Annotated in this window: 25 protein-coding genes, 2 tRNA genes and 1 rRNA gene; 18 read left to right on the top strand and 10 right to left on the bottom strand. The window is 69.1% G+C overall.

Features of this window, described 5'->3' with window-relative positions; translation table 11 throughout:
* The first annotated feature begins 78 nt into the window (after positions 1 to 78).
* Both ACWIDW_RS08505 and ACWIDW_RS08510 read left to right on the top strand, forming a co-directional pair.
* Positions 79 to 999: an alpha/beta fold hydrolase gene (locus ACWIDW_RS08505; RefSeq protein WP_454124448.1), complete on the top strand. Its 921-nt coding sequence runs from the start codon at positions 79 to 81 to the stop codon at positions 997 to 999.
* A 10-nt stretch (positions 1,000 to 1,009) separates the two neighbouring features.
* On the top strand, positions 1,010 to 1,150 hold the full coding sequence (locus ACWIDW_RS08510) for a hypothetical protein (RefSeq protein WP_454124449.1): 141 nt from the start codon (positions 1,010 to 1,012) through the stop codon (positions 1,148 to 1,150).
* 15 nt (positions 1,151 to 1,165) lie between these two features.
* Here the strand turns inward: ACWIDW_RS08510 and ACWIDW_RS08515 are convergent, their stop codons facing one another.
* From ACWIDW_RS08515 to ACWIDW_RS08525, 3 genes are all read right to left on the bottom strand, one after another.
* On the bottom strand, positions 1,166 to 2,806 hold the full coding sequence (locus ACWIDW_RS08515; RefSeq protein WP_454124451.1) for a DNA repair helicase XPB: 1,641 nt from the start codon (positions 2,804 to 2,806) through the stop codon (positions 1,166 to 1,168).
* Between the two features lie 87 nt (positions 2,807 to 2,893).
* A complete protein-coding gene (locus tag ACWIDW_RS08520) occupies positions 2,894 to 4,567 on the bottom strand; it encodes a helicase-associated domain-containing protein (RefSeq protein ID WP_454124453.1) in 1,674 nt (557 codons plus the stop codon).
* Positions 4,568 to 4,569: 2 nt separating this feature from the next.
* The gene (locus ACWIDW_RS08525; protein WP_454124455.1) at positions 4,570 to 4,845 is read right to left on the bottom strand and encodes a multidrug ABC transporter ATPase; all 276 of its coding nucleotides are present in this window, start codon (positions 4,843 to 4,845) and stop codon (positions 4,570 to 4,572) included.
* A 100-nt stretch (positions 4,846 to 4,945) separates the two neighbouring features.
* Between ACWIDW_RS08525 and ACWIDW_RS08530 the strand changes: the two genes are divergently transcribed.
* Both ACWIDW_RS08530 and ACWIDW_RS08535 read left to right on the top strand, forming a co-directional pair.
* Positions 4,946 to 5,326: a cold-shock protein gene (locus ACWIDW_RS08530; protein ID WP_454124457.1), complete on the top strand. Its 381-nt coding sequence runs from the start codon at positions 4,946 to 4,948 to the stop codon at positions 5,324 to 5,326.
* Positions 5,310 to 5,933 (top strand): DUF3027 domain-containing protein, encoded by a 624-nt coding sequence (locus ACWIDW_RS08535; RefSeq protein ID WP_454124458.1) that lies wholly within the window; start codon positions 5,310 to 5,312, stop codon positions 5,931 to 5,933. The genes ACWIDW_RS08530 and ACWIDW_RS08535 overlap by 17 nt, the downstream gene beginning before the upstream one ends.
* Before the next feature lie 119 nt (positions 5,934 to 6,052).
* On the opposite strand, the gene serC is transcribed toward ACWIDW_RS08535, so the two are convergent.
* Positions 6,053 to 7,162 carry a phosphoserine transaminase gene (gene serC / locus ACWIDW_RS08540; protein WP_454124460.1) on the bottom strand — a complete coding sequence of 370 codons (1,110 nt, stop codon included), beginning with the start codon at positions 7,160 to 7,162 and terminating at the stop codon, positions 6,053 to 6,055.
* A gap of 99 nt (positions 7,163 to 7,261) precedes the next feature.
* Between serC and ACWIDW_RS08545 the strand changes: the two genes are divergently transcribed.
* The 4 genes from ACWIDW_RS08545 (at position 7,262) to ACWIDW_RS08560 (ending at position 9,930) form a co-directional block, all read left to right on the top strand.
* A complete protein-coding gene (locus ACWIDW_RS08545) occupies positions 7,262 to 7,963 on the top strand; it encodes a metal-dependent transcriptional regulator (protein WP_454124461.1) in 702 nt (233 codons plus the stop codon).
* A gap of 345 nt (positions 7,964 to 8,308) precedes the next feature.
* On the top strand, positions 8,309 to 9,037 hold the full coding sequence (locus ACWIDW_RS08550) for a M23 family metallopeptidase (protein WP_313356295.1): 729 nt from the start codon (positions 8,309 to 8,311) through the stop codon (positions 9,035 to 9,037).
* Between the two features lie 298 nt (positions 9,038 to 9,335).
* Positions 9,336 to 9,833, top strand: coding sequence for an HNH endonuclease (locus ACWIDW_RS08555; protein ID WP_454124463.1), 498 nt, complete (start codon positions 9,336 to 9,338; stop codon positions 9,831 to 9,833).
* Between the two features lie 23 nt (positions 9,834 to 9,856).
* Positions 9,857 to 9,930, top strand: a tRNA-Arg gene (locus ACWIDW_RS08560).
* Between the two features lie 218 nt (positions 9,931 to 10,148).
* Here the strand turns inward: ACWIDW_RS08560 and ACWIDW_RS08565 are convergent.
* Both ACWIDW_RS08565 and ACWIDW_RS08570 read right to left on the bottom strand, forming a co-directional pair.
* The gene (locus ACWIDW_RS08565) at positions 10,149 to 10,493 is read right to left on the bottom strand and encodes a histone-like nucleoid-structuring protein Lsr2 (RefSeq protein ID WP_454124465.1); all 345 of its coding nucleotides are present in this window, start codon (positions 10,491 to 10,493) and stop codon (positions 10,149 to 10,151) included.
* 87 nt (positions 10,494 to 10,580) lie between these two features.
* Positions 10,581 to 11,432: a LuxR C-terminal-related transcriptional regulator gene (locus ACWIDW_RS08570; RefSeq protein ID WP_454124467.1), complete on the bottom strand. Its 852-nt coding sequence runs from the start codon at positions 11,430 to 11,432 to the stop codon at positions 10,581 to 10,583.
* A gap of 109 nt (positions 11,433 to 11,541) precedes the next feature.
* Here ACWIDW_RS08570 and ACWIDW_RS08575 point away from each other — a divergent pair, with 109 nt between their 5' ends.
* Both ACWIDW_RS08575 and ACWIDW_RS08580 read left to right on the top strand, forming a co-directional pair.
* Complete coding sequence (locus tag ACWIDW_RS08575) at positions 11,542 to 11,889, top strand: DUF485 domain-containing protein (protein ID WP_454124515.1); 348 nt, start codon at positions 11,542 to 11,544, stop codon at positions 11,887 to 11,889.
* Entirely contained in the window at positions 11,886 to 13,505 is a 1,620-nt protein-coding gene (locus ACWIDW_RS08580; protein WP_454124469.1) for a solute symporter family protein, read from the top strand. The genes ACWIDW_RS08575 and ACWIDW_RS08580 overlap by 4 nt, the downstream gene beginning before the upstream one ends.
* A gap of 138 nt (positions 13,506 to 13,643) precedes the next feature.
* On the opposite strand, the gene ACWIDW_RS08585 is transcribed toward ACWIDW_RS08580, so the two are convergent.
* Positions 13,644 to 14,174, bottom strand: a complete 531-nt coding sequence (locus ACWIDW_RS08585; RefSeq protein ID WP_454124471.1) for a methylated-DNA--[protein]-cysteine S-methyltransferase — start codon at positions 14,172 to 14,174, stop codon at positions 13,644 to 13,646.
* 169 nt (positions 14,175 to 14,343) lie between these two features.
* Between ACWIDW_RS08585 and ACWIDW_RS08590 the strand changes: the two genes are divergently transcribed.
* Positions 14,344 to 18,051 (top strand): AAA family ATPase, encoded by a 3,708-nt coding sequence (locus tag ACWIDW_RS08590; RefSeq protein WP_454124473.1) that lies wholly within the window; start codon positions 14,344 to 14,346, stop codon positions 18,049 to 18,051.
* Positions 18,044 to 18,220 (top strand): hypothetical protein, encoded by a 177-nt coding sequence (locus ACWIDW_RS08595; RefSeq protein WP_454124475.1) that lies wholly within the window; start codon positions 18,044 to 18,046, stop codon positions 18,218 to 18,220. The genes ACWIDW_RS08590 and ACWIDW_RS08595 overlap by 8 nt, the downstream gene beginning before the upstream one ends.
* A gap of 67 nt (positions 18,221 to 18,287) precedes the next feature.
* Here ACWIDW_RS08595 and mscL read toward each other — a convergent pair whose 3' ends face one another.
* From mscL to ACWIDW_RS08610, 3 genes are read right to left on the bottom strand one after another with little or no spacing between them, the layout of a single operon-like run.
* Positions 18,288 to 18,698 carry a large conductance mechanosensitive channel protein MscL gene (gene mscL / locus ACWIDW_RS08600; RefSeq protein WP_454124517.1) on the bottom strand — a complete coding sequence of 137 codons (411 nt, stop codon included), beginning with the start codon at positions 18,696 to 18,698 and terminating at the stop codon, positions 18,288 to 18,290.
* A gap of 26 nt (positions 18,699 to 18,724) precedes the next feature.
* Positions 18,725 to 18,997, bottom strand: a complete 273-nt coding sequence (locus tag ACWIDW_RS08605) for an FmdB family zinc ribbon protein (RefSeq protein ID WP_454124477.1) — start codon at positions 18,995 to 18,997, stop codon at positions 18,725 to 18,727.
* A 12-nt stretch (positions 18,998 to 19,009) separates the two neighbouring features.
* The gene (locus ACWIDW_RS08610) at positions 19,010 to 19,606 is read right to left on the bottom strand and encodes a 5-formyltetrahydrofolate cyclo-ligase (RefSeq protein WP_454124479.1); all 597 of its coding nucleotides are present in this window, start codon (positions 19,604 to 19,606) and stop codon (positions 19,010 to 19,012) included.
* 84 nt (positions 19,607 to 19,690) lie between these two features.
* Here ACWIDW_RS08610 and galU point away from each other — a divergent pair, with 84 nt between their 5' ends.
* The 6 genes from galU to ACWIDW_RS08640 all read left to right on the top strand — a co-directional run.
* Positions 19,691 to 20,563 carry a UTP--glucose-1-phosphate uridylyltransferase GalU gene (gene galU / locus ACWIDW_RS08615; protein WP_454124518.1) on the top strand — a complete coding sequence of 291 codons (873 nt, stop codon included), beginning with the start codon at positions 19,691 to 19,693 and terminating at the stop codon, positions 20,561 to 20,563.
* Between the two features lie 38 nt (positions 20,564 to 20,601).
* Positions 20,602 to 21,210, top strand: a complete 609-nt coding sequence (locus ACWIDW_RS08620) for a GNAT family N-acetyltransferase (protein ID WP_454124520.1) — start codon at positions 20,602 to 20,604, stop codon at positions 21,208 to 21,210.
* A gap of 63 nt (positions 21,211 to 21,273) precedes the next feature.
* Positions 21,274 to 22,137, top strand: a complete 864-nt coding sequence (locus tag ACWIDW_RS08625) for a hypothetical protein (protein WP_454124481.1) — start codon at positions 21,274 to 21,276, stop codon at positions 22,135 to 22,137.
* A gap of 27 nt (positions 22,138 to 22,164) precedes the next feature.
* A tRNA-Ala gene (locus ACWIDW_RS08630) sits at positions 22,165 to 22,237 on the top strand.
* A gap of 112 nt (positions 22,238 to 22,349) precedes the next feature.
* Positions 22,350 to 22,598, top strand: a complete 249-nt coding sequence (locus ACWIDW_RS08635) for a glyoxalase superfamily protein (protein WP_454124483.1) — start codon at positions 22,350 to 22,352, stop codon at positions 22,596 to 22,598.
* A gap of 666 nt (positions 22,599 to 23,264) precedes the next feature.
* Positions 23,265 to 23,813: ribosomal RNA gene (locus ACWIDW_RS08640) — 16S ribosomal RNA — on the top strand; the annotation flags it as partial.

The raw sequence follows: 23,813 nt of genomic DNA on the forward strand, positions 1-23,813 counted from the left end.
TAGTGACAAACTACTACGAACGTAGTAATCTGACCGCAGGGTCGATGACGACCCGCTGGAGCGACTGGGAGGCTCGTCATGGATGTACCGTCATCGTCGAAGGCAGCGCTCGTGCGGGAGTGGACGCCGCAGCTCCCGCCGGCGCCGGGCTTCGAGCACCTCGTCATGGAGACTCCCGGACTGCGCAGCCACGTCGCCGTCATCGGCGACGGGGAGCCCGTACTGATGCTGCACGGATTTCCGCAGCACTGGTGGGAATGGCGGCACGTCGCGCCGCAGCTCGCCTCTCACGGGTACCGCGTGATCTGCCCCGATCTGCGCGGCTCCGGCTGGACGGAGGCCGTCGATCCCGAGATCCGTCGCACCGCGATGCGCGCGGATCTCATCGCGATACTCGATGCCCTCCACATCGAGAGCGCACACGTCGTGAGTCACGACCTCGGTGCCGTCGTCGCCGGTCAGCTCTCGTACACCCACCCCGAGCGGGTGCGCACCGCCGTGCAGTTCGCGGTGCCGCCGGGGTTCATGACCTTCAGCCCGAAGCTCCTTCCCGCCTTCAAGCACATGCCCGCGTTGCTGAGGCACCGGCCGGGGCGATCGCTCGCGTGGCTGTTCGGGCCCGACTACGCGGCGAAGCCGATGACGGACGACGTCGTGGACGGCTATCTGCGTGTGCAGACGCGCCCCGGATTCGACGCCGCGGTGCGTGCGCTCTACCGCGGCATGATCATTCCCGAGGTGATGCGCCTCGCGAGCGGGCACTACAAGAGGCAGCGGCTGCACCCGCCGACGCTTGCGGTGTTCGGCCGTCAGGACGGTCCGTTCGCCGAGCCCACAGTGCGCCGCATCTGCCGCGGACAGGATCGGTACGCCGATCGCTTCGACCTCGCCTTCGTCGACGGCGCCGCGCACTTCGTCGTCGACGACGTACCGGATGCCGTCGCCGGGCTCTGCCTCGACTGGTTCGCCCGCGGGCGAGAGCCCGAGAGGGCGGAGTAGCCTCGGTCACATGGTCGACAGCGGCGAGGACGAACGCGGTGACAGAGCCTGCTGGCTCTCGCAGGTCTGCCCCGAGTGCGGTGCCCTGCTCGACGACGTCGCCGCCCCGTGCTGGCGCTGCGGTGTGGGGCCGGGCGAAGAGGCCGGGTGACGTCGGGCTCCTGGCTCAGGCGGCCAGGTCCACGGCATCCATGATCGTGTAGCTGTACCCCTGCTCGGCGAGGAAGCGCTGACGGTTCTGCGCGTAGTCCTGGTCGATCGTGTCGCGCGCGATGAGGGTGTAGAAGCTCGCGGTGTGGTTCGACTGCTTGGGTCGCAGCAGCCGGCCCAGCCGCTGCGCCTCCTCCTGGCGCGACCCGAACGAGCCCGACACCTGGATGGCGACCGACGCCTCGGGCAGGTCGATCGAGAAGTTCGCGACCTTCGACACCACGAGAAGCGAGATCTCGCCCTCGCGGAACTGCCGGTACAGCTCTTCGCGCTCGTCGACAGGGGTCGCGCCCGTGATCTGCGGGGCGTTCAGTGCCTGCGAGAGGCTCTCGAGCTGATCGAGGTACTGCCCGATGACCAGGATGCGCTCGCCGGGGTGCTTCGCGATCAGCTCGCGCACCGCTGTGATCTTCGCCGGGGCGGATGCCGCGAGCCGGTAGCGCTCGTCATCGGTCGCGGCGGCGTACTCGAGCCGGTCGCTCGGCGGCAGGTCGACCCGCACCTCGTAGCAGGCGGCGGGCGAGATGAATCCCTGCGCCTCGATCTGCTTCCACGGTGCGTCGAAGCGCTTGGGTCCGATCAGGCTGAACACGTCGCCCTCGCGGCCGTCCTCGCGCACGAGTGTCGCGGTGAGTCCGATGCGGCGGCGCGCCTGCAGGTCGGCGGTCAGCTTGAACACGGGAGCCGGAAGCAGGTGCACCTCGTCGTAGACGATGAGACCCCAGTCCATCTCGTCGAGCAGTGAGAGGTGCGCGTACTGGCCCTTCCGCTTCGCGGTGAGGATCTGGTAGGTCGCGATCGTGACCGGCTTGACCTCTTTCGCCTGGCCGGAGTACTCGCCGATCTCCTCGGGGGTCAGCGAGGTGCGCTTGAGCAGCTCGTCGCGCCACTGCCGCGCCGAGACGGTGTTGGTCACCAGGATCAGGGTCGTCGTCCGGGTGGCGGCCATCGCGCCCGCGCCGACGATCGTCTTGCCCGCACCGCACGGCAGCACGACCACGCCCGAGCCGTCCTTCGCGAAGGCGTCGACCGCCTGACGCTGGTAGGGACGCATCGACCAGCCGTCCTCGTCGAGATCGATCTCGTGCGGGGTTCCCGGGGTGTAGCCGGCGAGGTCCTCGGCCGGCCAGCCGATCTTCAGCAGCTCCTGCTTGATCTGGCCGCGCGCCCACGCGTCGACGACGTAGCTGTCGGAGGAGGGATGCCCGATGAGCAGCGGCTGGATGCGCTTGTTGTTCGCCACCTGGGCGAGCACGGCGGGATCAGTCGAGCGCAGCACCAGCAGGCCCTCGTCGTCGCGTTCGATCACGAGCCGGCCGTAGCGGCCCACCGTCTCGCGCAGGTCGACGGCCACCGACGGCGGCACCGGGAAGCGCGACCAGCGATCGAGCGTCTCGAGCATGTCGTCGGCGGTGTGCCCGGCAGCGCGCGCGTTCCACAGCCCCAGCCGCGTGATGCGGTAGGTGTGGATGTGCTCGGGGGCGCGCTCCAGCTCGGCGAAGATCGCCAGCTCGTGCCGCGCGGATTCGGCGTCGGCGTGCGCGACCTCGAGCAGCACGGTGCGGTCGCTCTGGACGATCAGGGGGCCATCAGACATAGCAGACCAGTCTACCGGGCACGGGCACTGCGGGTCCGACCCCGGTCAGCTCGACGGTGTCCGCACCGACACGATGCTCTTGAGCGGTCAGCTCGACGGCGTCCGCACCGACACGATGCTGCGAACAGGCAGCGTGCGCTCGACGTCCGCAGCCCGATCCCGTCCGCGCAGGCGCCCGCCGCCGAGGCCCGAGGCCTCGAGCGTGAGCTCGCGTCGCGATCCGTCCGGCATCGCGACTTCGACGACCACGACGGCCTTCGCCCGCACTGCTGCCTCGAGCTCGCGGTCGAGCCAGGCGGCATCGGCATCCGGGCCCTGGTGCGAGCGGAGCCGGGCGATCAGCGCGGCGTATCCGCTGTCGTCCCGGGCGCTCGCGTCCGCGAGCCGCACACGCCCCGCGGCGATGCTGCGACCGTCGCGGTCGACGAGGGTGGCGGGGTAGCGGGCATCCGTCAGCGCCCAGGCGACGGCCTCGGCGCCGACCCGCGAGACCAGCCCGTCGTGCTCCCGGATCAGGCCGAGCGGACGCAGGTTCCGGTCGATCTCCATCGCCTCGAGCAGATGCGCGTCGGCGCTCGTCACGACGGTGCCGCCGTCGGCATCCGGACGCACGCGCACCAGACCGTGTCTCGCCGCGGTCTGGGCGACGAGGTACTCGAGCGGCTGCGGAACGCCGGTCAGTGAGATCTCCCGGAGGAACGCCAGCATGCCCTCGGCGGTGTCTCCCTCGACGAACGCGCGCGACACCGACTCGGCGGTGAAGCGGTAGGACGAGGCCTGCGCAGGGTCGTGCTCCGTCATGGTGCGCAGACGGTTGTCCAGCGCGGGCTGCAGCGGGCCCGGCGCGATGGCGCTGAGGTCGTTCTGCAGGAAGATGCGGTCCACCTCGGTGGGCAGCAGCGACTGCAGGGCGGAGCTGTCGAAGGGCGCATCGGTGCCGAGCGCGGCGCCCCACGGCGGCACCGTCCACGTGCCGTTGGGTCCGCCCGCCAGCAGCCCGATCCGCCCGGCAAGGCTCCGCAGGTGCGCTGCTCGGGCGGGCCAGTGCCGGTCCCAGGGGTGCAGCTGCGGCCAGTCGGCCGCTGCGGAGGTCCGGATGCCGGAGGGCAGCGAGTCCGCGAAACGCGAGACCACGTGCACCCAGCGATCGGGGAAGGAGGCCTTCAGCCATCGCTCGGCGTCTGCAGTGAGCCGCAGCTCGCGATCGACCTGACGGGCGAGACCGGCCAGCTCGGCGAGATCACGCAACTCGTCGAGGTCGCCGTCATCGAGCAGCCGGCGCTTCTCGGTCGCGCTCAGCGCCCCGGTCGCCACCAGGGCGAGGGGCGCGGTGCGGGCTGCCAGCAGCAGCTCGGCCAGCCCGCCGATGGTCGCGAAGGCGCGCTCGGCCGCTTGGGCGGAGTCGGCGTCGGATGCCGGCGCGGAGCGCGCCTCGGCGGCATCCGGGATCTCGGGCTGCTCCTGCACGAGTGCTCGCACCGGCGGCAGCATCCGGCCGTCGGCGTCGAGCAGCCCGAGCGCGACGTCGTCGAGTCGCACGCGGTCGTCCGGTGCGGCGGCACGCAGCGCGCGCGCCTCGGCGCGGGTCAGCCGCGCCAGGGCGCGCTCGATCGACGCGGGCTCGAGAAGCGCCTCCGCGGCGTCGAAGAAGTCGGTCCAGCCGACGTCGGGCCGCACGGCCCGCTCACGCAGCACCCGCTCCAGCTGCGCGTCGCTCGCCGAGGCGAGCTGGTCAGCCAGCGGGCGGGCGTGTGCGGTCATGGTCAGGATCCGGAGCCTGCGCGTCCCCTGCGAGCCCAGCTGAGCACGAGCAGCGTGATGATCATGAGGAAGGCGATCGGCAGGCCGAACAGCGGCAGTCCGGCCACGATGGGCCAGGCGCCCTGCGCGAAGGCCGCCTGATCCATCCCCACGGCGGTGCCGATGATGATCGAGAAGAAGGAGATGACCGACACGGCGGCCAGGACGAGCGCGGTGAAGGCGAGGAATCGTTCGAGCCGCCCGGTCTGCGGCGCGCTGGTGTCGTCGTGCTTGCTCATCGCCCTCAGCGTAGCGCCTGGCGGCATGAGGGGGCGGGTAGGCTGGAGGGGTCGCGCCGCCGCGCGACATCTCCGTTCCGTGTTTCAGTGAGGTTCGCCCATGCCCACCGGCAAGGTCAGGTTCTACGACGAAGAGAAGGGGTTCGGCTTCATCGCATCCGATGACGGCCAGGACGTCTTTCTGCACGCCTCCGCCCTTCCTGCAGGCGTCTCGGTGAAGAAGAACGCACGCGTCGAGTTCGGCCTGGCGGATGGCCGCCGCGGCCCGCAGGCGCTGTCGGTGCGCGTGCTCGACGCCCCGCCCAGCCTGGCCAAGGCCGCGCGCAAGCCCGCCGACGACATGGCCGTGATCGTGGAGGATCTGGTGCGGATGCTCGACGAGATGGGCGCAGACCTGCGCCGCGGTCGTTACCCCTCGGCGACCCGGAGCCGCACGGTGGCCGCTGTCCTTCGCAAGGTCGCTGATGACCTCGACGCCTGACCAGCTCGCCGAGAGCACGCGTGATCTCGCGCTCGCCGCGCTGCACGAGATCACCCCTCCGACGACCGTGGGGCCCGCAACGGGGCACGCGGTCGAGGAGGGCGGCGCGGTCTCGCTGCGCTTCGAGAATCGCCTCCCCGGATACCCGGGGTGGTTCTGGACGGTCACCGTCGCGCAGGTCGACGGATCCGAGCCGACGGTGCTCGAGGTCGAGCTGATGCCAGGCGACGGCGCGCTGCTCGCGCCGGACTGGGTGCCGTGGGCGGAGCGCCTCGCGGAGTACCGCGCGCACCAGGCCGAGCTCGCCGCGCAGGCCGCGGACGCCCCGGCGGAGGCTGACGCGGATGAGGACGACGACTCCGACGAGGACGACGACCACGAGGACGACGACCACTCCGATGAGGATGTCTCGCCTCGGCTGCACGCCGGCGATGTCGACGGCGTCGACATCGATGAACTCGACGAGTCCGACGATGACGAGACGGACGATGACGAGTCCGACGATGACGAGTCCGACGATGACGAGTCCGACGATGACGAGTCCGACGATGACGAGTCCGCCGATGACGAGTCCGCCGATGATGAGGACCACGACGAGTCCGAGTGACCGACGCGCGTCGTGACGAACGCCGACGCCCCCTCCGACGACAGACGCCCCCCTCCGATCCGCTGCGATCAGAGGGGGCGTCGTCGCGGTGGGGTGTCCTCGGCGGGGACGCGTGGGTCTCAGCCCTGGTGGGCGAGCACGTGCTCGATCGAGCGGATCAGCTGGCGCACGTCATCGGGGTCGATCGACACGAACGTCGCCACGCGCAGCTGATTGCGGCCGAGCTTGCGGTACGGCTCCGTGTCGACGATGCCGTTCGCGCGCAGTGTCTTCGCGACCGCCGCCGCATCGACGCTCTCATCGAAGTCGATCGTGGCGACGACGGGTGAGCGGTGGGCGGGATCGCTGACGAACGCGGTGGCGACGTCCGACGCGGCGGCCCAGTCGTAGAGAAGCCCGGACGACTCCGCGGTGCGCGCAGCCGCCCAGGTGAGACCGCCGCCGGCGAGGATCCACTCGAGCTGGCTGTCGAGCAGGTGCAGCGTGGCGAGAGCCGGCGTGTTCAGCGTCTGGTTGAGCCGCGAGTTGTCGACCGCGTTCTTCAGGCTGAGGAACTCGGGGATGTACCGTCCGGACGCGGCGATGCGCTCGATCCGGTCGATCGCGGCCGGCGACACCGCCGCGAACCACAGTCCGCCGTCGGATCCGAGGTTCTTCTGCGGGGCGAAGTAGTAGACATCGGCCTGAGCGACGTCGAAGTCGATGCCGCCGGCCGCGCTGGTCGCGTCGATCACGGTGAGCGCCCCGTCGGCGCCGACTCGCTGCACGGGAGCCGCGACGCCCGTCGACGTCTCGTTGTGCGGCCAGGCGTACACGTCGACTCCCTCCACGATCTCGGGCAGAGTGAGCGACCCCGCGTCGGCCGTGCGCACGTCCGGCGCCTCGAGCCAGGGCGCCGCTGCCGCCTTGGCGAACTTGCCGCCGAACTCCCCGAACACGAGATTCTGGCTGCGCTGCTCGATGAGACCGAAGGCGGCGGCATCCCAGAACGCGGTCGACCCGCCGTTGCCGAGGATGATCTCGTAGCCCTCCGGCAGGCGGAACAGCGCGGCGAGTCGCTCGCGCACGCTGCCGACCAGGTTCTTGACCGGCGCCTGGCGGTGCGACGTGCCGAGCAGGCTGACGCCGGCCGCGGCGAGGGCGTCCACCTGAGCGGTGCGCACTTTCGAGGGGCCGCAGCCGAAGCGTCCGTCGGCGGGCAGGAGTTCGCGGGGGATCTCGATCGACATGGGTCGATTGTAGAGGCGGGCGCTGCCGGGGCCGCGCCCTGTGACGGTCCCGGCGTCGACCGGGAAGGTAGGCTTGCCTAAGAACTTCGGAGGCCACGAATGACCGACCTGATCGACACGACCGAGATGTACCTGCGCACCATTCTCGAGCTCGAAGAAGAGAACATCGTGCCGCTTCGTGCGCGGATCTCCGAGCGCCTGGGCCACTCCGGCCCCACGGTGTCGCAGACCGTGGGTCGGATGGAGCGCGACGGGCTCGTCGTCGTGTCCGAGGACCGCCGTCTCGAGCTCACCGACGCCGGCCGCAGCAAGGCGGTGCACGTGATGCGCAAGCATCGTCTGGCCGAGCGACTGCTCTCCGACGTGATCGGCCTCGACTGGGCGTACGTGCACGAAGAGGCCTGCCGCTGGGAGCACGTCATGAGCGAGCAGGTCGAGCGTCGTCTCGTCGAGCTGCTCGGGCACCCGACCGAGTCGCCGTACGGCAACCCCATTCCCGGACTTGATCAGCTCGGCGACGTCGAGACGCCGGCTTTCGAGTCCGGCGTGGTGGGTCTCGTGAAGAAGCTGGATGCCGCCGGCGGCCCCATCACGGGAACAGTGCGCCGTCTCGCCGAGCCGGCGCAGGTCAGTCCCGAGCTGCTCGAGCAGCTGCGGGACGCAGGTGTGGTTCCCGGCGCGAGCGGCGACTATCGCTACAGCGAGGGGTACGTGCTCATCCAGATGGAGGGCAGCGATGCGGGCCTCGAGCTTCCCGTCGAGTTGGCTTCGCACATCTTCCTCGTGGGCGAGAATGCCTGATCAGACCGCGTTCTGCGGTGGGTGGGGCGGATTGCCAGGTTCACAGGGTGACAGAATCGTTATCTTCCGGTAACCTCGGTGAAGTCGTCGGAGAAGAAGCCCGCCGATGACGAAATCGCGAAGATCGCCTCCCTGGCTCGTCGTCTTCGCGAAGAGTTCGCACAACGTGCCGTGTGACATACGTGCCCGATATAACGACATTGCTGACGAGCCTGCGCTACCCGAAGCGCGGAGGCGCAGGAGGAATCCCTTTTGGCTGAAGAAATCGTCCCGACCGAGCCTGCGGGCACCCCGAAGCCCTCACCTCGGCGAGCACCTCGTGGCGCGCGCTCGAGCGTCAGGCCCATGCGCACCGTCGCCATCCTGGGTGCCGTGGGCGCCCTGGTCGCCGGTGTCGCGCTTCCCGCTCTGGCATCCACCAAGACCACGCCGAGCGCGGCCACCACGCTGCAGCAGATGGCTTTCGACGATGCGCAGTCCCTCGTGGTCGCATCCGAGGCCACGACCGCTCCCCTCGAGCGCGGCACGTACTCGGCCACGACTCCCGATGAGATCGAGAAGAAGAAGGCCGAAGAGGCAGCCAAGGCCCGTGCTGCCGCAGCGGCCCGCGTCGCCGCCAGCTCCGGCGCCCGCGGCGGCAGCATCAGCGATGCCGACCTCCAGCTCATCTCGGCAGGCTCCGGGGCGGTGCGCTACCCGCTGCCGCAGGGTTCGTACTCCGTCAGCCGCACGCTCAGTGCCAGCCACAACGGCGCCGACATGGTCGCGCCCGCCGGCACCCCGATCTTCGCCGCGACCGGCGGTGTGGTGCGCGTGTCGTCGGAGAGCCACTTCGGATACGGCGTCGCCGTGGTCATCGACTCCGTCGTCGGCGGCAAGCGCGTGTCGACCCTCTACGCCCACATGACCAACGGCACCCGCGCCGTTCAGGCCGGACAGACAGTGGAGCCGGGTCAGTTCATCGGCAAGGTCGGCAACACCGGCCGCTCCTACGGCGCGCACCTGCACTTCGAGGTCCAGGTCAACGGATCGCTCGTGGAACCCATCGGCTGGCTGCGCGCCAACGCCGGCTGACCGGCACGCCGTTCAGATCCACTGCATCCGCTGTTCACGCGGATGGGTTACCCTGAACGCGTCGTCGAACGGACGGGAGGAAGCCGATGAGCTCGATACCGGGCATCCGCACCATGGATGCGCTCGGTCGTCTGGTTCTTCGGCAACGCCCGCAGATCCATCTCGGTCTGACCGAGCGTGAGAGGCGCTGTCTGTAGACAGCGCCTCTTCGTGTATCTGCGTCTCCTCCAGTTCGACCGACGTCGTGTGAGTCGAGAGTGCCGGGAAGCCATCCCGGCGGATCGAGAGGATGACGACGATGCGCACACTGGTCCTGAATGCCGGATACGAACCGCTGACGGTGGTCTCGTTCAAGAGAGCCCTGGTGCTCGTGATGAACGACAAGGCCAGCGTGATCGAGCGCGTCGAGGACGATCCTGTCATCGCCGGATGCCGTCGATTCGATCGTCCCGTGGTCATCCTGCTCACCCGGTACGTGCGCGTGCCGACCGCCCGCCGGCAGCCGGTCACCCGCAGAGGGGTGCTGCGGCGCGACGAGCACCGCTGCGGATACTGCGGGAGGACCGCATCGACGATCGACCACGTCCTGCCACGATCACGCGGGGGAGCGGACAGCTGGGAGAACCTCGTCGCGTGCTGCCTCGGCTGCAACAACGCCAAGAGCGATCGCACGCCGCAGGAGATGGGCTGGCAGCTGCAGAGGGCGCCGCGCGCGCCGCACGGCGGAACGTGGGTCGTACGCGGTGCCGAGCGCGGGGATCCGGTCTGGGAGCGGTACCTGGCGTTGGCTGCGTAGGCCGGCGACTAGACTTGTCTGGCGCCTTCGTAGCTCAGTCGGATAGAGCGGCCCTCTCCTAAAGGGCAGGTCGCAGGTTCGAATCCTGTCGAGGGCACGACGACGCAGGGAGCCGCCCGGAGGGTGGCTCCCTGCGTCGTCTATCCGCCCGCGACAGCGGGCCCCGTCGGGCTGAGAGGCTCCGCGCGCCGCGACGCCCGCCAAGGCGAGCAACGTCCTCGACGAGCGGCGCGTGGAGTGCCCGATGGGGATTCGAGGGCACGACGACGCAGGGAGCCGCCCCGGAGGGTGGCTCCCTGCGTCATCTGCGCGGGTTCAGTGCGCTGCGTGATACGCCTCGAGCACGTCGGCGGCGATCCGCCCGCGCTCCGAGACCTTCATGCCCTGCTTCTTCGCCCACTCGCGGATCGCGCCGGTGTCCGAGTTCGCCGCCGAGCGGCGTCGCGGCGACGAGGAGCGGGTCGCGGTGGATCCGGCTGCGCGCCGGCCCGCCTCGATGTACGGGGCGAGCGCGTCCCGCAGCTCCTCCGCATGGGAATTCGTCAGATCGATCTCATAGGCGACGCCATTCAATGCGAAATGAACGGTCTCTCCTTCGCCGACTTCGAGAAGCGTTCCATCGATATCGTCGACCAGCTGGTGCACAATTCTTCGAGCCATGACAATACATTATTTGAATTCATCAGGCTCGCGCAATCGGCGCGCGCATTCCTCGCATGAATTCATCGGGCGAATTATCGTCACCGGTCAGGGAAGAAGGCCCGCGCGTCGCGCCCGCGCGACCGCCGCATGACGCGTGGGCGCGTCGAGTTTCGACATGGCCGCGCTCAGATACGCCTTCACCGTGCCTTCACGCAATCCCAATTTCGCGGCGATCTCGGCATTCGTCGCCCCCAGTGCGGCGCACGCGAGCACGTCCGTCTCACGCGGCGAGAGGCGCACGGCCGCGGCCGGTTCCGTCGTCGGAGCGTGCTCGGGCGCGGACGCCACCACCAGGCGTCGTTCCACCGCGGCGATGCGCTCTCGGAGTTTGTCGTCGCTCACCGCCGCGGCGATGCTGCGCAGCTCGGCGAAGCTCTCGCGGAGGTCCTCCAACCGCGCGCCCTGCACGGCAGGGTCCGGCCGCGCGGAGATCCGCCGCGCCACCTCGTCTCGGATGCGCAGTTCGTTCGCGACGTTCTGCGCCACGCTCATCGCCGGCGCTGTCGTGAAGCCGCCGACCTGCGATTCCTCCCACGCGCCGGCGTACAGCACACCGCGAGGGCGGCCGTCGACGACGATCGGCAGCGCGAGCAGCGTGCGCAGGCCCTCGCCCAGCACGAACACGTCGTAATCGTGTGTGATCTGCTGGGATGCGCGGTAGTTGCTCGTCATCCGGGGCCGCAGCTCGATCATCGCGCGGCCGCCGAGGCCACGCTCCGGCCGCACGGTCAGCCCGGAGAGGCTGCGGGTGCGATTCCCGACGATGCTGGTGACCCGCACCACGCCGTCTTCGATGAGCCCGCCGAACGCGACCGGGAAGCGGGTGCGGCGAGCGAGTTCGCGCACGCCGACGGCAACGGGATCCTCTGCGGCTGCCCGGTGCGTGTCCGATTCCACTGATACCAACTTTCGGGGGTGACGGCAGGGCCCGCCCGTTTCGTAGCGTCGACCCTACCACCGCGTGAATTCCTTCACGCGGAAGACGGACATGTGGCAAGGAGGCCCCATGACTCATCCGACGACCCACGACTCCTCTGCGGGAATCGACTACGTCGCTGTCGAGGAATCGGACGCATTTCAGGGATTGCGGCGCCTGCAGCGCTCGTTCATCTTCCCGATGGCCGGCTTCTTCCTCATCTGGTATTTCGTCTACGTGCTGCTGGCGGCGTTCGCGACGGACTTCATGAGCCAGCGCGTCTGGGGTGACATCACCGTCGGCCTGCTCATGGGGCTCGGCCAATTCGTCACCACTTTCGCTATCACGATGGCGTATGTGTCCTTCGCCAATCGGCGCCTCGATCCGATCGCGACCGGGATCCGTGAAGAACTCGAGAAGGCGGAGACGAAGGCATGACGACGACGCCCCTGGCCGCCGAGGCGGTCCAGAACGACCCGGTCCTGAACATCGCGATCTTCGGCGCGTTCGTCGCGGTCACCCTGTTCATCGTGATCCGCGCGAGTCGCAACAACAAGACAGCCGCCGACTACTACGCCGCCGGACGATCGTTCAGCGGAACGCAGAACGGCTTCGCCATCGCCGGCGACTATCTGTCGGCCGCGTCGTTCCTCGGCATCTGCGGAGCCATCGCGCTGAACGGCTACGACGGATTCCTCTACTCGATCGGATTCCTCGTGGCGTGGCTCGTCGCGCTTCTGCTCGTCGCCGAGATGATGCGCAACACGGGCAAGTTCACGATGGCGGACGTGCTCTCGTTCCGCCTCGCGCAGCGGCCGGTGCGCATGGCCGCTGCTCTCACGACCCTCGCCGTCTGCTTCTTCTACCTGCTCGCGCAGATGTCCGGTGCGGGCGGGCTGGTCTCACTGCTGCTCGGCATCGACGACCGGATCGGGCAGTCGCTCGTGATCGCGATCGTGGGCGTGCTCATGATCGTGTACGTGCTGATCGGCGGCATGAAGGGCACGACGTGGGTGCAGATCGTCAAGGCGGTGCTGCTCATCGCCGGTGCCCTCGCGATGACGCTGTGGGTCCTCGCGCTGCACGGCTTCAGCCTGAACACCCTGCTCGAGAGCGCCGTGGACAATTCGCCCAACGGGGAGAAGATCCTCGGACCCGGTCTGCAATACGGCGCGAATCCGCTCGACTTCCTCTCGCTCGGCATGGCACTGGTTCTCGGCACCGCCGGTCTGCCGCACGTGCTGATGCGCTTCTACACCGTGCCCACGGCGAAGGAGGCGCGGCGATCGGTGGTCTGGGCGATCTGGCTGATCGGCGGGTTCTACCTGCTGACGCTGGTGCTCGGCTACGGGGCCGGCGCGCTCGTCGGACCCGAGCGGATCGCGGCAGCGCCCGGCGGGGTGAACTCCGCCGCACCCCTGCTCGCTCAGGCACTGGGCGGCCCGCTGCTGATGGGGTTCATCTCGGCGGTGGCGTTCGCGACCATCCTCGCGGTCGTCGCCGGCCTGACGATCACCGCAGCGGCATCGTTCGCGCATGACATCTACTCGAACGTGATCAAGCGAGGCAAAGACGGCACGGGCACGGCCGACCCGAACGGCGAGGTCAAGGTGGCGCGACGCACGGTCATCGTCATCGGAGTGCTCGCGATCGTCGGCGGCATCGGCGCTCAGGGGCAGAACATCGCCTTCCTCGTCGCGCTCGCGTTCGCGATCGCCGCATCCGCGAACCTGCCGACCATCCTCTACTCGCTGTTCTGGAAGCGCTTCAACACCCGAGGCGCGGTGTGGAGCATGTACGGCGGTCTGATCGCCGCCATCGGCCTCATCGTGATCTCGCCGGTGTTCTCGGGCAACGACAAGGCGATGATCCCCGGGATCGACATCGTCATCTTCCCGCTGAACAATCCGGGCATCGTCTCGATCCCGCTCGGCTTCCTGCTCGGCTGGATCGGCACGATCACGGCGAAGACCGCCGAATCGCGTGCGCTCGCCGCCGAGATGGAGGTGCGCTCGCTGACCGGCTTCGGCGCGGAGAAGGCGGTCGATCACTAGGTCTCTCCCCAGAGATACCCGAATGCTGCGTCCCCAGCGCGGCGGGAGCGGAGCCCGGCGGCCTACACGCCGGGCTCCGCTTCGTTCGGCATCTCCCGCGGGAGATCACCTCCCGCCGCGTCCCCAGCGCGGCATGATTCACGACCGCGCCGCAGACGCGTCACGCTCGAGATCCAGCAGATATCGCTTGCGCTCCGGATGCGCTCCGTAATGGCCGGGGGTGCCGTCGGAGCGGATCACGCGGTGCACCGGAACGATCACCGACAGCGGCGTCACCCGGCATGCCGTGCCGACGGCACGCGCGGCGCCCGGGCTGCCGGCGATCACCGCGACCTCCCCGTAGCTCATGGTCTGACCCCACGGGATGCCGCACACGGCCTGCAGCGCCGACCGGGTGAATCCGTCGACCAGACGCCAGTCGAAGGCGAAGCGCTCGTCGAATCGCACCGGACCGCCCTCGAAGTACTCGTCGAGCGCCGCCGTGAGCTCGTCGGCGATGCCCGGGGTCGGCACCGGCGTCTCGCCGATCCGTCGGCTGACGCTCTCGAGCAGCCACGGCACCCGAGGATCCGCCGATTCCGACAGGTCGAAGCTGACGATCCCGGCATCCGAGAAGACCGCGAGGGCGTCGCCGAACGGCGTGGGTGCGAAGTCGTAGCGATAGCTCATGCCTCCATCCTGCTCTCCCGTCCCACCCCGGGTGCGTCGCGATCCTGATGTCGGTGGACAACCCGGACCAGCCGACCGACTGTGCAGACAGATGCCGCGGGAGCAGGCGAATCGTCGCGAAACGGCCGGGAATACCGCCGGTCGCGCCGGTCGCGCCTAGGCTTGCCGTGTGTGGCGACGAGAGGCGAAGGATGCTGAGCGCGCGACCCAGCCGGTCGCGGTGACGCTCGGCGATCTCAGCGACTCGTCGACGGGGGTCGGCATCGCGCACGCGGCGGAGGAGCGACGCACCAGCCTGCGGGCGCAGGCGGCCGACCTGGGCGGGGCGTCGCCGCTGATCAGCTTCGTCGATGCGCCCGAGTCCGTCATCGACATCTCCCGCGCGCACCCCGGGAGCCTCCCGCAGTTCATCACCGGACGCTCCACGCTGCTGTCGAACCTGTTCCGCGACGAGGTCGGGCTGCGCACCGCGCGGATGGCCGCTGAGCGCATCACCGCGCGCAACACCGAGCTGCGCACGGTGCGCGGCATCGACGCCGTGCACCTCGCGGTCGGCATCGCGCGGTGGCGCATCGGCGGCGCGCAGTTCGCCGCCCCCGTGCTGCTGCGTCCGCTGGCCATCCGTCGTCATCACGCCGACTTCGAACTGAAGCTGCACGGCCGCTTCGAGGTCAACCCCGAGCTGGTGCGCGTCGCGCGCGAGCACTTCGGGCTCGAGATCGATCCGGCCGGCCTGGCATCCCTCGCCTACGACGGCGGGATCTTCAAACCGCAGCCGGTGATCGATCAGCTGCGGGCGCTGACCCGCTCGATCGACACGTTCGCCGTCAACCCGCGCCTGGTCGTGTCGACCTTCGCCGACGTCGCCGACGCCATGGTGCGCGACATGGTCGACCTCGACCACCCCGTGCTCAATGCGCTCGGCGGACACGTCGGCGACCGCGAGCAGGTCACCGCTCCTCGCGAACTGCCCGCCGCGTCGGGGCCCGATGACCGAGCCCCCGCCTCGGAGAGCCTGCTGCTCGATGCCGACTCCGAGCAGGAGGAGGTGCTCGCGCGCATCGCCGCCGGGCACTCCCTGGTCGTCTCGACGCTGCCGGGCACCGGCGGCACGCAGACCGTGATCAACGCCCTGGGCGCTCTCGTGCGCGCCGGCCGGCGTGTGCTGGTCGTCTCGGCCCGCAGGTCGACGCTCGACGGCGTCCGTCATCGCCTCGCCGGCGTCGGTCTCGACGCGCTCGCCATCTCACCCAACCGAGCACGTCGAGACCTCATCACCGCGATCGCCCGCAGCGAGAAGGCCACGCAGCCCAAGGCCGCCGAGCTCGACGAGGCGCTGGTGCGTCTGCGCACCGTGCTCCGGGATTACCGTGGGGCGCTGGGAGAACCGGTGGGGCGCACCGGGGCATCCGTTCTCGACGCCACCAGAGAGCTCGCTCGACTCGCCGCACTTCCCGTGCCGCCGTCGACCGGAGCGCGACTGTCGATGGCGACCCTCGAGAAGCTCGCCGGAGACCGCAGCGACGCGGCGCAGGCGCTGACGCGCGCGGCCAAGCTGGGCGAGTTCCGCTTCGGGCCCGACGACTCGCCCTGGTACGGCGTCAGCTTCGACAGCGCTGAAGCCGCTCAGCAGGCTCACGAGCTGGCGGGACGGCTGCACGGATCAGCGGTGCCGTCGCTTCTCGAGCGCGGATACGAGCTGATCGCGCAGACGAGCATGCGGCCGTTCGGCACGGTCGACGAGCTCGGCGAGTACGTGCGGCTGCTGCAGGGCATCCGGGATTCGCTCGACCGGTTCAACCCGACGGTGTTCGAACGACCTCTCGGCGAGCTGATCCAGGCGCACGGCTCGCGCCGCGATGCGCCGGGCATGTCGTCGGCCAATCGGCGCCGGCTCAAGAAGCTCGCGCGTGAGTACGTCCGTCCGGGCGCGCACGTCTCGGAGATGCACGAGGCGCTGCTGCGTATCCAGCAGCAGCGTACGCAGTGGCAGCGCTACGTCGAGGCGGGCGTCGCACCGCAGGTTCCCCTCGGGCTCTCGGACGTGCACGTCGCGTGGCAGCGCGTGTCGGCAGAGCTCGCCGATCTGGATCGCGCGCTCGGGCGACGCGAGCCGCTCAGCTCGCTGCCCGTCGCACGTCTCGTGCGCACGCTCTCGGGCCTCGCCGCGCGGTCGGCCGTGTTCGACAACCTCGTCGAGCGCACCCAGATCCGCGACGCGCTCGCCGGTCTCGGTCTGCGCCCGCTGCTCTCCGACCTCTCGGTGCGGCACGTGCCCGAGGAGCGGGTCTCCGCCGAGCTCGAGTTCGCCTGGTGGCAGTCGCTGCTCGAGCGGGCCCTGCAGGACGACCGGTCGCTGCTCGGCGCCAACACCGCGGTCGTCGACCGTCTGGAGCGCGACTTCCGCCTCGTCGACGAGGCGCACACCGCGATGGCAGGTCCGCTGCTGGCCTGGAACCTGGCCAGTCAGTGGCGCATCGCGATCGTCGACGAGCCCGACCAGGCCGCGCATCTTCGTCAGGCGCTCAAGTCGGGCGAGGCGACGACGGCCGAGATCGTCTCGGCGGCCCCGGATCTCACCCGCGTGCTCGCACCGGTGTGGATCGCATCGCCGTACGAGGTGCCGCTGATCCCCGAATCGGTCGACTTCGACGCCGTGCTGCTGGTGGATGCCGCGGCCGTGAACCTCGCCGAGACGGCGCCGGCGATCCGCCGGGCACGCCAGATCGTCGCCTTCGGCGACCCGGTCACGCAGCGTCCCACGCCGTTCCTCGTCGCCACGGTTCCCGACGACGAGTGGGAGCCGGAGGTCGACTTCGACGACGTGTCGGTCTTCGAGCGTCTCGCAGAGCTCTTCCCGGTCATGACGCTGACCCGCAGCTACCGGGCGGGCGGCGAGGACCTCGCCGAGCTCATCAACGACGCGTTCTACGGCGGCGAGATCGTGTCGCTGCCGTGGGCCGGGTCGTACCTCGGCCGCGGCAGCCTCACCGTCGACTACGTCGAGGGCGGAGTCGGCGCGCCCGACCCCGATTCGGGTGCGGTCGAGAGTCCGGATGCCGAGGTCGCCCGTGTCGTGACCCTCGCTGTCGAGCACGCCATCCACCGCCCGACCGAATCCCTCATGGTCATCACCGCGAGCCGCAGGCACGCGGAACGGGTGCGGGCGGCCGTGGCATCCGCCTTCTCCGGACGATCCGACGTGGCCGATTTCGTCGGCCGCGACACGGCCGAGCCGTTCGCCGTGCTCACGCTCGAGGAGTCGGTCGCGGAGAGCCGCGACCGGGTGATCTTCTCGCTGGGCTTCGGCCTCACCAAGCACGGCCGTGTGCTCAGCGACTTCGGCGACCTCTCCCAGCAGGACGGCGAGCGACTGCTCACTGTCGGGATGACGAGGGCGCGCCGCTCGATGGTCATCGTGTCGTGCATCCGGCCGTCGAGTTTCGACGAGGGGCGTCTCGAGCACGGCGCGTCGACCCTGATGTCGATCCTCGGCGGGCTCGCGGCCCGCGGCCGCGATGCGCGCCTCGAGGATCTGGCCGACCCGCTGACCCTGGCGCTGGCCCGCGAGCTGCGCCGTCTCGGCGCCTCGGTCGACGTCGACTACCGCGGGCTGCTGCCGCTGGTCGCGCAGCACGACGGACGCGCGGTCGTCATCGAGTCCGATGCCGAGATGCGCGGGGAGTCGCTGCGCGAGAGCGTGCGGCTGCGCCCGCAGGTGCTGCGCCGGCTGGGCTGGCACTACGTGCGCGTGCACGCGTTCGACCTCTACAGCGACCCGGCGACCGTCGCCCGCCGCATCGCCACCGTGCTCGGCATAGACGAGGATGCGGTGCGCGCCGAGAACGACACGCAGCCCTTCGATCTCGATGGATGAGGAGCGTCAGCGGATCGTGCGCGTCGCCGGATCGCGTCGCGCGAAGCTGACCCGCGTCGAGGGCACGACATCGGAACCGCACACGAAGGATGAGCTTTCGACGCCGCCGCCGGGGGATCGGGGGCCGAACGACGAGCGCATGCTGCGCGAGGTGCCGCCGCACTACTGAGCTCGCGGCCGGACGCGGAGAACGGCCCGTCCCCGAAGGGGCGGACCGTTCTCGTATTCGCGGGCGATCAGGGTGTGCCGGCGTCGCGACGCATGAGATCGCGGATCTCGATGAGCAGCTCCTGCTCGGTGGGCAGCGTCTCCTCTTCGACGGCCGGGTTCTTGGCGGCCTTGCGCTCCTTGTACGTGTTCATCGGCACGACGAACACGAAGTACACGACGAGCGCCACGGCGAGGAAGCTGATCACGGCCGAGATCAGTTCGCCGATCGGGAAGGTCACCGGGTCGCCGTAGATGTTGTCGACGGTGAATCCGAACTTGCCGGCGTCATCGGCTTTGAAGACCAGCGCGACGAGCGGGGTGATGATGCTCGACACGACGGCGCTCACGATGGCGGTGAACGCCGTGCCGATCACGACCGCGACCGCGAGGTCGATGACATTGCCTTTGGTGATGAATTCTTTGAATCCCTGGATCATGGACGTGCCCTTCATTCGCTTCGGCCTCACTTCGAAGCCGGGGCCTTCGCGGGCGCCGGTGTGGCGCTCGTCGAGGATTCCGTCTTCGATGATGCCGAACCGGATGCCGGGGCACCAGCATCTCCGCGAGAATCGGTGCGATAGAAGCCCGAGCCGTTGAAGGTCACCCCGACCGTCCCGTACTGCTTGCGCAGCGCTCCGCCGCACTCCGGGCAGAGGGTGAGGGAGTCCTCCGAGAAGGACTGCACGGCGTCGAAGCGGTGGTCGCACGCGGTGCACGCGTAGGCGTAGGTGGGCATGGAATGCTCCTGTCAGTTCCGCGCGGGCGACAGGGTGATGGTCTGCGTCGGGGTGACGATGCCATCGACCGGCTGGTCGTGCACTTCGCGCGGCAGCGAATCGAGTACCTCGGAATCATAGATCACCGCGTACACGGGCGGGCGGCGCTCCATCGAACCGAGGGTCTTGTCGAAGTACCCGCGTCCCCAGCCGAGACGCGTGCCGTCGCGGTCGACGGCGGCGGCGGGGATGAGCATCAGGTCGACGTCGTTGACGGCGATCGGCCCGAGCACCTCGCCGGTCGGCTCGGGCAGTCCGAACAGCCCCTCGCCGACCGCGTCGGAGTCGTCGGCGACCGCCCAGTCGAGCAGGCCGTCGGCGCGGCTGATCGGAAGCAGCACCCGGATGCCGCGGCGCACGGCCTCGCGCACGAAGGGCCTGGTGCCCGGCTCAGTCGTGGTCGAGAGGAAGCAGGACACCGATCGTGCTGCGTGCGCGGCGAGAAGAGCATCGAGCTGCGCGGCCAGCCCCGCGGCCGCCTCGTCGCGCTGCGCCTCGGACAGGATCTGACGACGTTCACGCAGTTCGGCGCGCAGCGCGCGCTTCTGCTGTTCTGCTTCGCTCCGCATGCCCCCGATCTTACGGGGGGTGATCACGGCACCCCACCGGTCGGCGAAGGGGGCCCCGCGACTAAGCTGAACCGCATGAGCACCATGAAGGCGGTCATCCCCGCCGCGGGCCTGGGAACGCGGTTCCTCCCGGCGACGAAGGCGATGCCGAAGGAGATGCTCCCGGTCGTCGACAAGCCGGCCATCCAGTACGTGGTGGAAGAGGCGGTCGCCGCCGGCATCAACGACATCCTCGTCATCATCGGCCGCAACAAGAACGCGATCTCGGATCACTTCGACTCGGTGCCCGAGCTCGAGGTGCGCCTGCAGGCGAAGGGCGACCACGGGCGCCTCGAGCGGGTGATGAAGTCCAGTGATCTCGCCGACATCCACTTCGTGCGGCAGGGGGAGCCGAAGGGGCTGGGGCACGCCGTGCTGCGGGCGCGCACGCACATCGGCGACAGTGCTTTCGCCGTGCTGCTCGGCGACGACCTGATCGACGAGCGCGACCCGCTGCTGACCGAGATGATCGCGACCCACGAGCGCACCGGCGCCGCCATCATCGCCCTCATGGAGGTCGACCCCGCGCAGATCCATCTGTACGGCGCCGCCGATGCGCGGGCGACGGATGCCGACGGCGTGGTCGAGGTGCGCGGACTGGTCGAGAAGCCCGCACCGGAGGATGCTCCCTCGAACCTGGCCGTGATCGGTCGCTACGTGCTGCCCGCCGCCATCTTCGACATCCTCGAGCGCACCGCGCCAGGGAAGGGCGGGGAGATCCAGCTGACCGACGCGCTGCAGGAGCTCGCCGCCGATCCCGACGGCCCCGGCGTGGTCGGCGTGGTCTTCGGCGGACGCCGCTACGACACCGGCGATCGGGCCGACTACATCAAGGCGATCGTGCAGCTCGCCGCCGACCGCGACGACCTCGGCGAAGAGCTGCGGCCGTGGCTCAAACGGTTCGCGGCCGGTCTCTGACCGGGGGAGAGACGATGCCGAACGACCTCCTGCCCGCGATGAGCTACGGACCCGTGGGCCTGCGACTCGTGAAGCCGCGCGACGCGAGGGTGCTGCAGCGCGAGCTGCTCGAGAACCGCTCCTGGCTGCAGCCGTGGGAGGCGACGATTCCGGGGGGCAGTGCCGGGTTCGACATGCGAGCGGCGATTCGCCGGCTGCTGCAGCAGCACCGCGACGGCGCGGGGTACCCGTTCGTGATGGAGTACGACGGCGAGGTGGCCGGGCAGCTGAACATCTGGGGCGTTGCGCGCGGCTCGCTCGCCTCGGCGACCATCGGGTACTGGGTCAGCGAGCGGTTCGCGGGAAGAGGCATCACTCCGACCGCGGTCGCGATGGCGACGGACGCCGCGTTCAGCCAATTCGGTCTGCATCGGATGGAGATCTGCATCCGCCCTGAGAATCGCGCGAGCCTGCGGGTCGTGCAGAAGCTCGGATTCCGCTACGAGGGGATGCGGCGCCGCTACATCCACATCGACGGGGACTGGCGAGACCACCACGCGTTCGCCCTCACCCAGGAGGAGGTGCCCCGAGGGGTGCTGTCCCGCTGGGTGAACGGGGAAGTGCCCTTCGGGGCGGCGCTGCCTCCGCACGATGAGCTGCAGAGCTGAAGAGCGCGACACACGCGCGGGAATGAGCGGGCCCGAGCTCGGCCGCGCGCTACCGTGGTCAACATGGATGGGCCGGTGCTGAGTGGGGGCGTGATCGTCCTCGTCGCCGTGCTGCTCTGGGTGCTCTATTTCGTGCCCAGCTGGCGCGGGCGACACCAGTACTACGCGGCGGAGCGCAACGCCGTGCGGCTCAATCAGGCGCTGCGGGTGCTCGCCGAGACCAGCGAGACCCCCGACGAGGTGCGCCTCGAGCTGACCGCGCGCACCGCGCTCGCCCAGCAGCGGCTCGCCAAGCGGGTGCAGGCCGAGAAGGAGAACGCCGAACTCGAGCGCCTTCGCGAAGAGCTCGCCGCCACCCGTCGCGATCCCGTGGTGCGTCAGGCGCGTGCGCGCCGCCGCACGCGCCTCGCCGCGACGGCATCCCTCGTCGCCGCGCTGGTGATGCTCACCGGCGGCGTCTGGCAGATCGTCGCGACCGGAGGATGGATGCTCGCCGCCGGGGGAGTCGTTCTCGCTGCGCTCGCGACGGCGGCGCTGATCCGCATGGCGCAGGTCGCCGGTCGGAATGCCCGCCGTCTGGAGCGTCCGGTGGTCGCGCCGGTCACCGAGCGCGTGTCCCCTCCGCTGCACGACCAGGGACCCGCGGTGTGGACGCCGCGCGCGCTGCCGCAGCAGATGGTGACCGTCGCAGGCTCCCGCGCCCAGACGGCACAGGCGGAGATCGACGCCAGGGCCGAGCGGCAGCGTGCGGCTCGGCGTGCCGAGCTCCGGCGTCGCGCCGAAGAGCTCGCGCCGCCGGCGCCGACCGCGCTGCCCGTCACGCCGGCCGCCGCCGAGGTATCGCCGTACGCGGGCATGGGTGTCGTGGACGATGCCGAGATCGAAGCGCATGTGCGTCAGCTGCTCGCGCGGCGAGCAGTCGGCTGAGCGCGTGATAACCTGAACTCTGTTCACGGGCCTATGGCGCAGTTGGTAGCGCGCCTCGTTCGCATCGAGGAGGTCAGGGGTTCGAATCCCCTTAGGTCCACATCGTGACAGAGCCCCCGCACTGAAGTGCGGGGGCTCTGACGTTTCCCGGTTCGTCGACCGGTCGGTCCTGGGCTTCGACATCGAAGGGGGAGCACCGCTTCGAACCCGGCATGCCCCTTTACCTTCGCGTTCGTCGCGATCAGACCGTGCTCGACCTATCCGAGCATCACGGAGACGGCACACCGGGCACGGTGGTGTGGATCCCCGTCACCAGCGCGGCAGCCTTCCACGCGGACATCTCCAGCCGACCACACCGACTGCTGCGCCCCGGCATCGATCGCCACGCTCCGGGCGGCTCGACGATCGAGGTCACGGATCCGTTCGGGAACGTGCTGCGGTTCTGCGAGACCGCTGGCTGATCCAGCCGAACCCGCCACCCTGTCGGTCGGGCGTCTCCTCTCCCGGAGACGGGGCCGGCCGCTCGTCGTGACACCAGGGCGAGCGGTCGGTTGTCGGTGCGACACGCCCGGGGGTGGGTGGTGATTTGCCGGTTGGGTGGGATCGGCGTAACTTATTACTTGTTCGCCCCAAGCGGTTGAGCGGAAGGCCTGAAGGGCCTGGCTCCCCTCCAAGTGGCGGATCACCCACCTCCAGCATGATGGACTTCGGTTCGTGGTGCGGGTCTTTGGCCCGGGGAGCGTGGTTCCCGGTTCGGGTTTGGTCGGTTTGACAAGCTCGTCGGATGGGATAAGCTGGAGCGGCTGCCTCGGGTACGAGGTGGTGGACGTCTTCACCTTGATCCTTTCGGCGTGTCGGATTTGACTGCCTGATCGGGAAGACATACGATTGTGAAGTTGCCCTGCGCTTCTCGCCCTGTTGGGGTGGGTGTGCGGGTGCGTCCGATCCTTGAGAACTCAACAGCGTGCACTTGTCAAATGCCAAATTATCCTCGTCCAACCCTTGTGGGGGTTGGTTGAGAATTCCTTTGGATCAATTTATATGAATGTCAGCAATGATGTTCGTCTCTTTTGGTCAGTTTCAAACTCGCTGCATGGTCGTTTTCCCGGCTGTGTATGCATTTCTTTTTTACGGAGAGTTTGATCCTGGCTCAGGATGAACGCTGGCGGCGTGCTTAACACATGCAAGTCGAACGATGAAGCCCAGCTTGCTGGGTGGATTAGTGGCGAACGGGTGAGTAACACGTGAGCAACCTGCCCCTGACTCTGGGATAAGCGCTGGAAACGGTGTCTAATACTGGATATGTCCCGTCACCGCATGGTGTGCGGGTGGAAAGATTTTTCGGTTGGGGATGGGCTCGCGGCCTATCAGCTTGTTGGTGAGGTAATGGCTCACCAAGGCGTCGACGGGTAGCCGGCCTGAGAGGGTGACCGGCCACACTGGGACTGAGACACGGCCCAGACTCCTACGGGAGGCAGCAGTGGGGAATATTGCACAATGGGCGGAAGCCTGATGCAGCAACGCCGCGTGAGGGATGACGGCCTTCGGGTTGTAAACCTCTTTTAGCAGGGAAGAAGCGAGAGTGACGGTACCTGCAGAAAAAGCACCGGCTAACTACGTGCCAGCAGCCGCGGTAATACGTAGGGTGCAAGCGTTATCCGGAATTATTGGGCGTA

This window comes from Microbacterium sp. NPDC055312 (assembly GCF_053645675.1).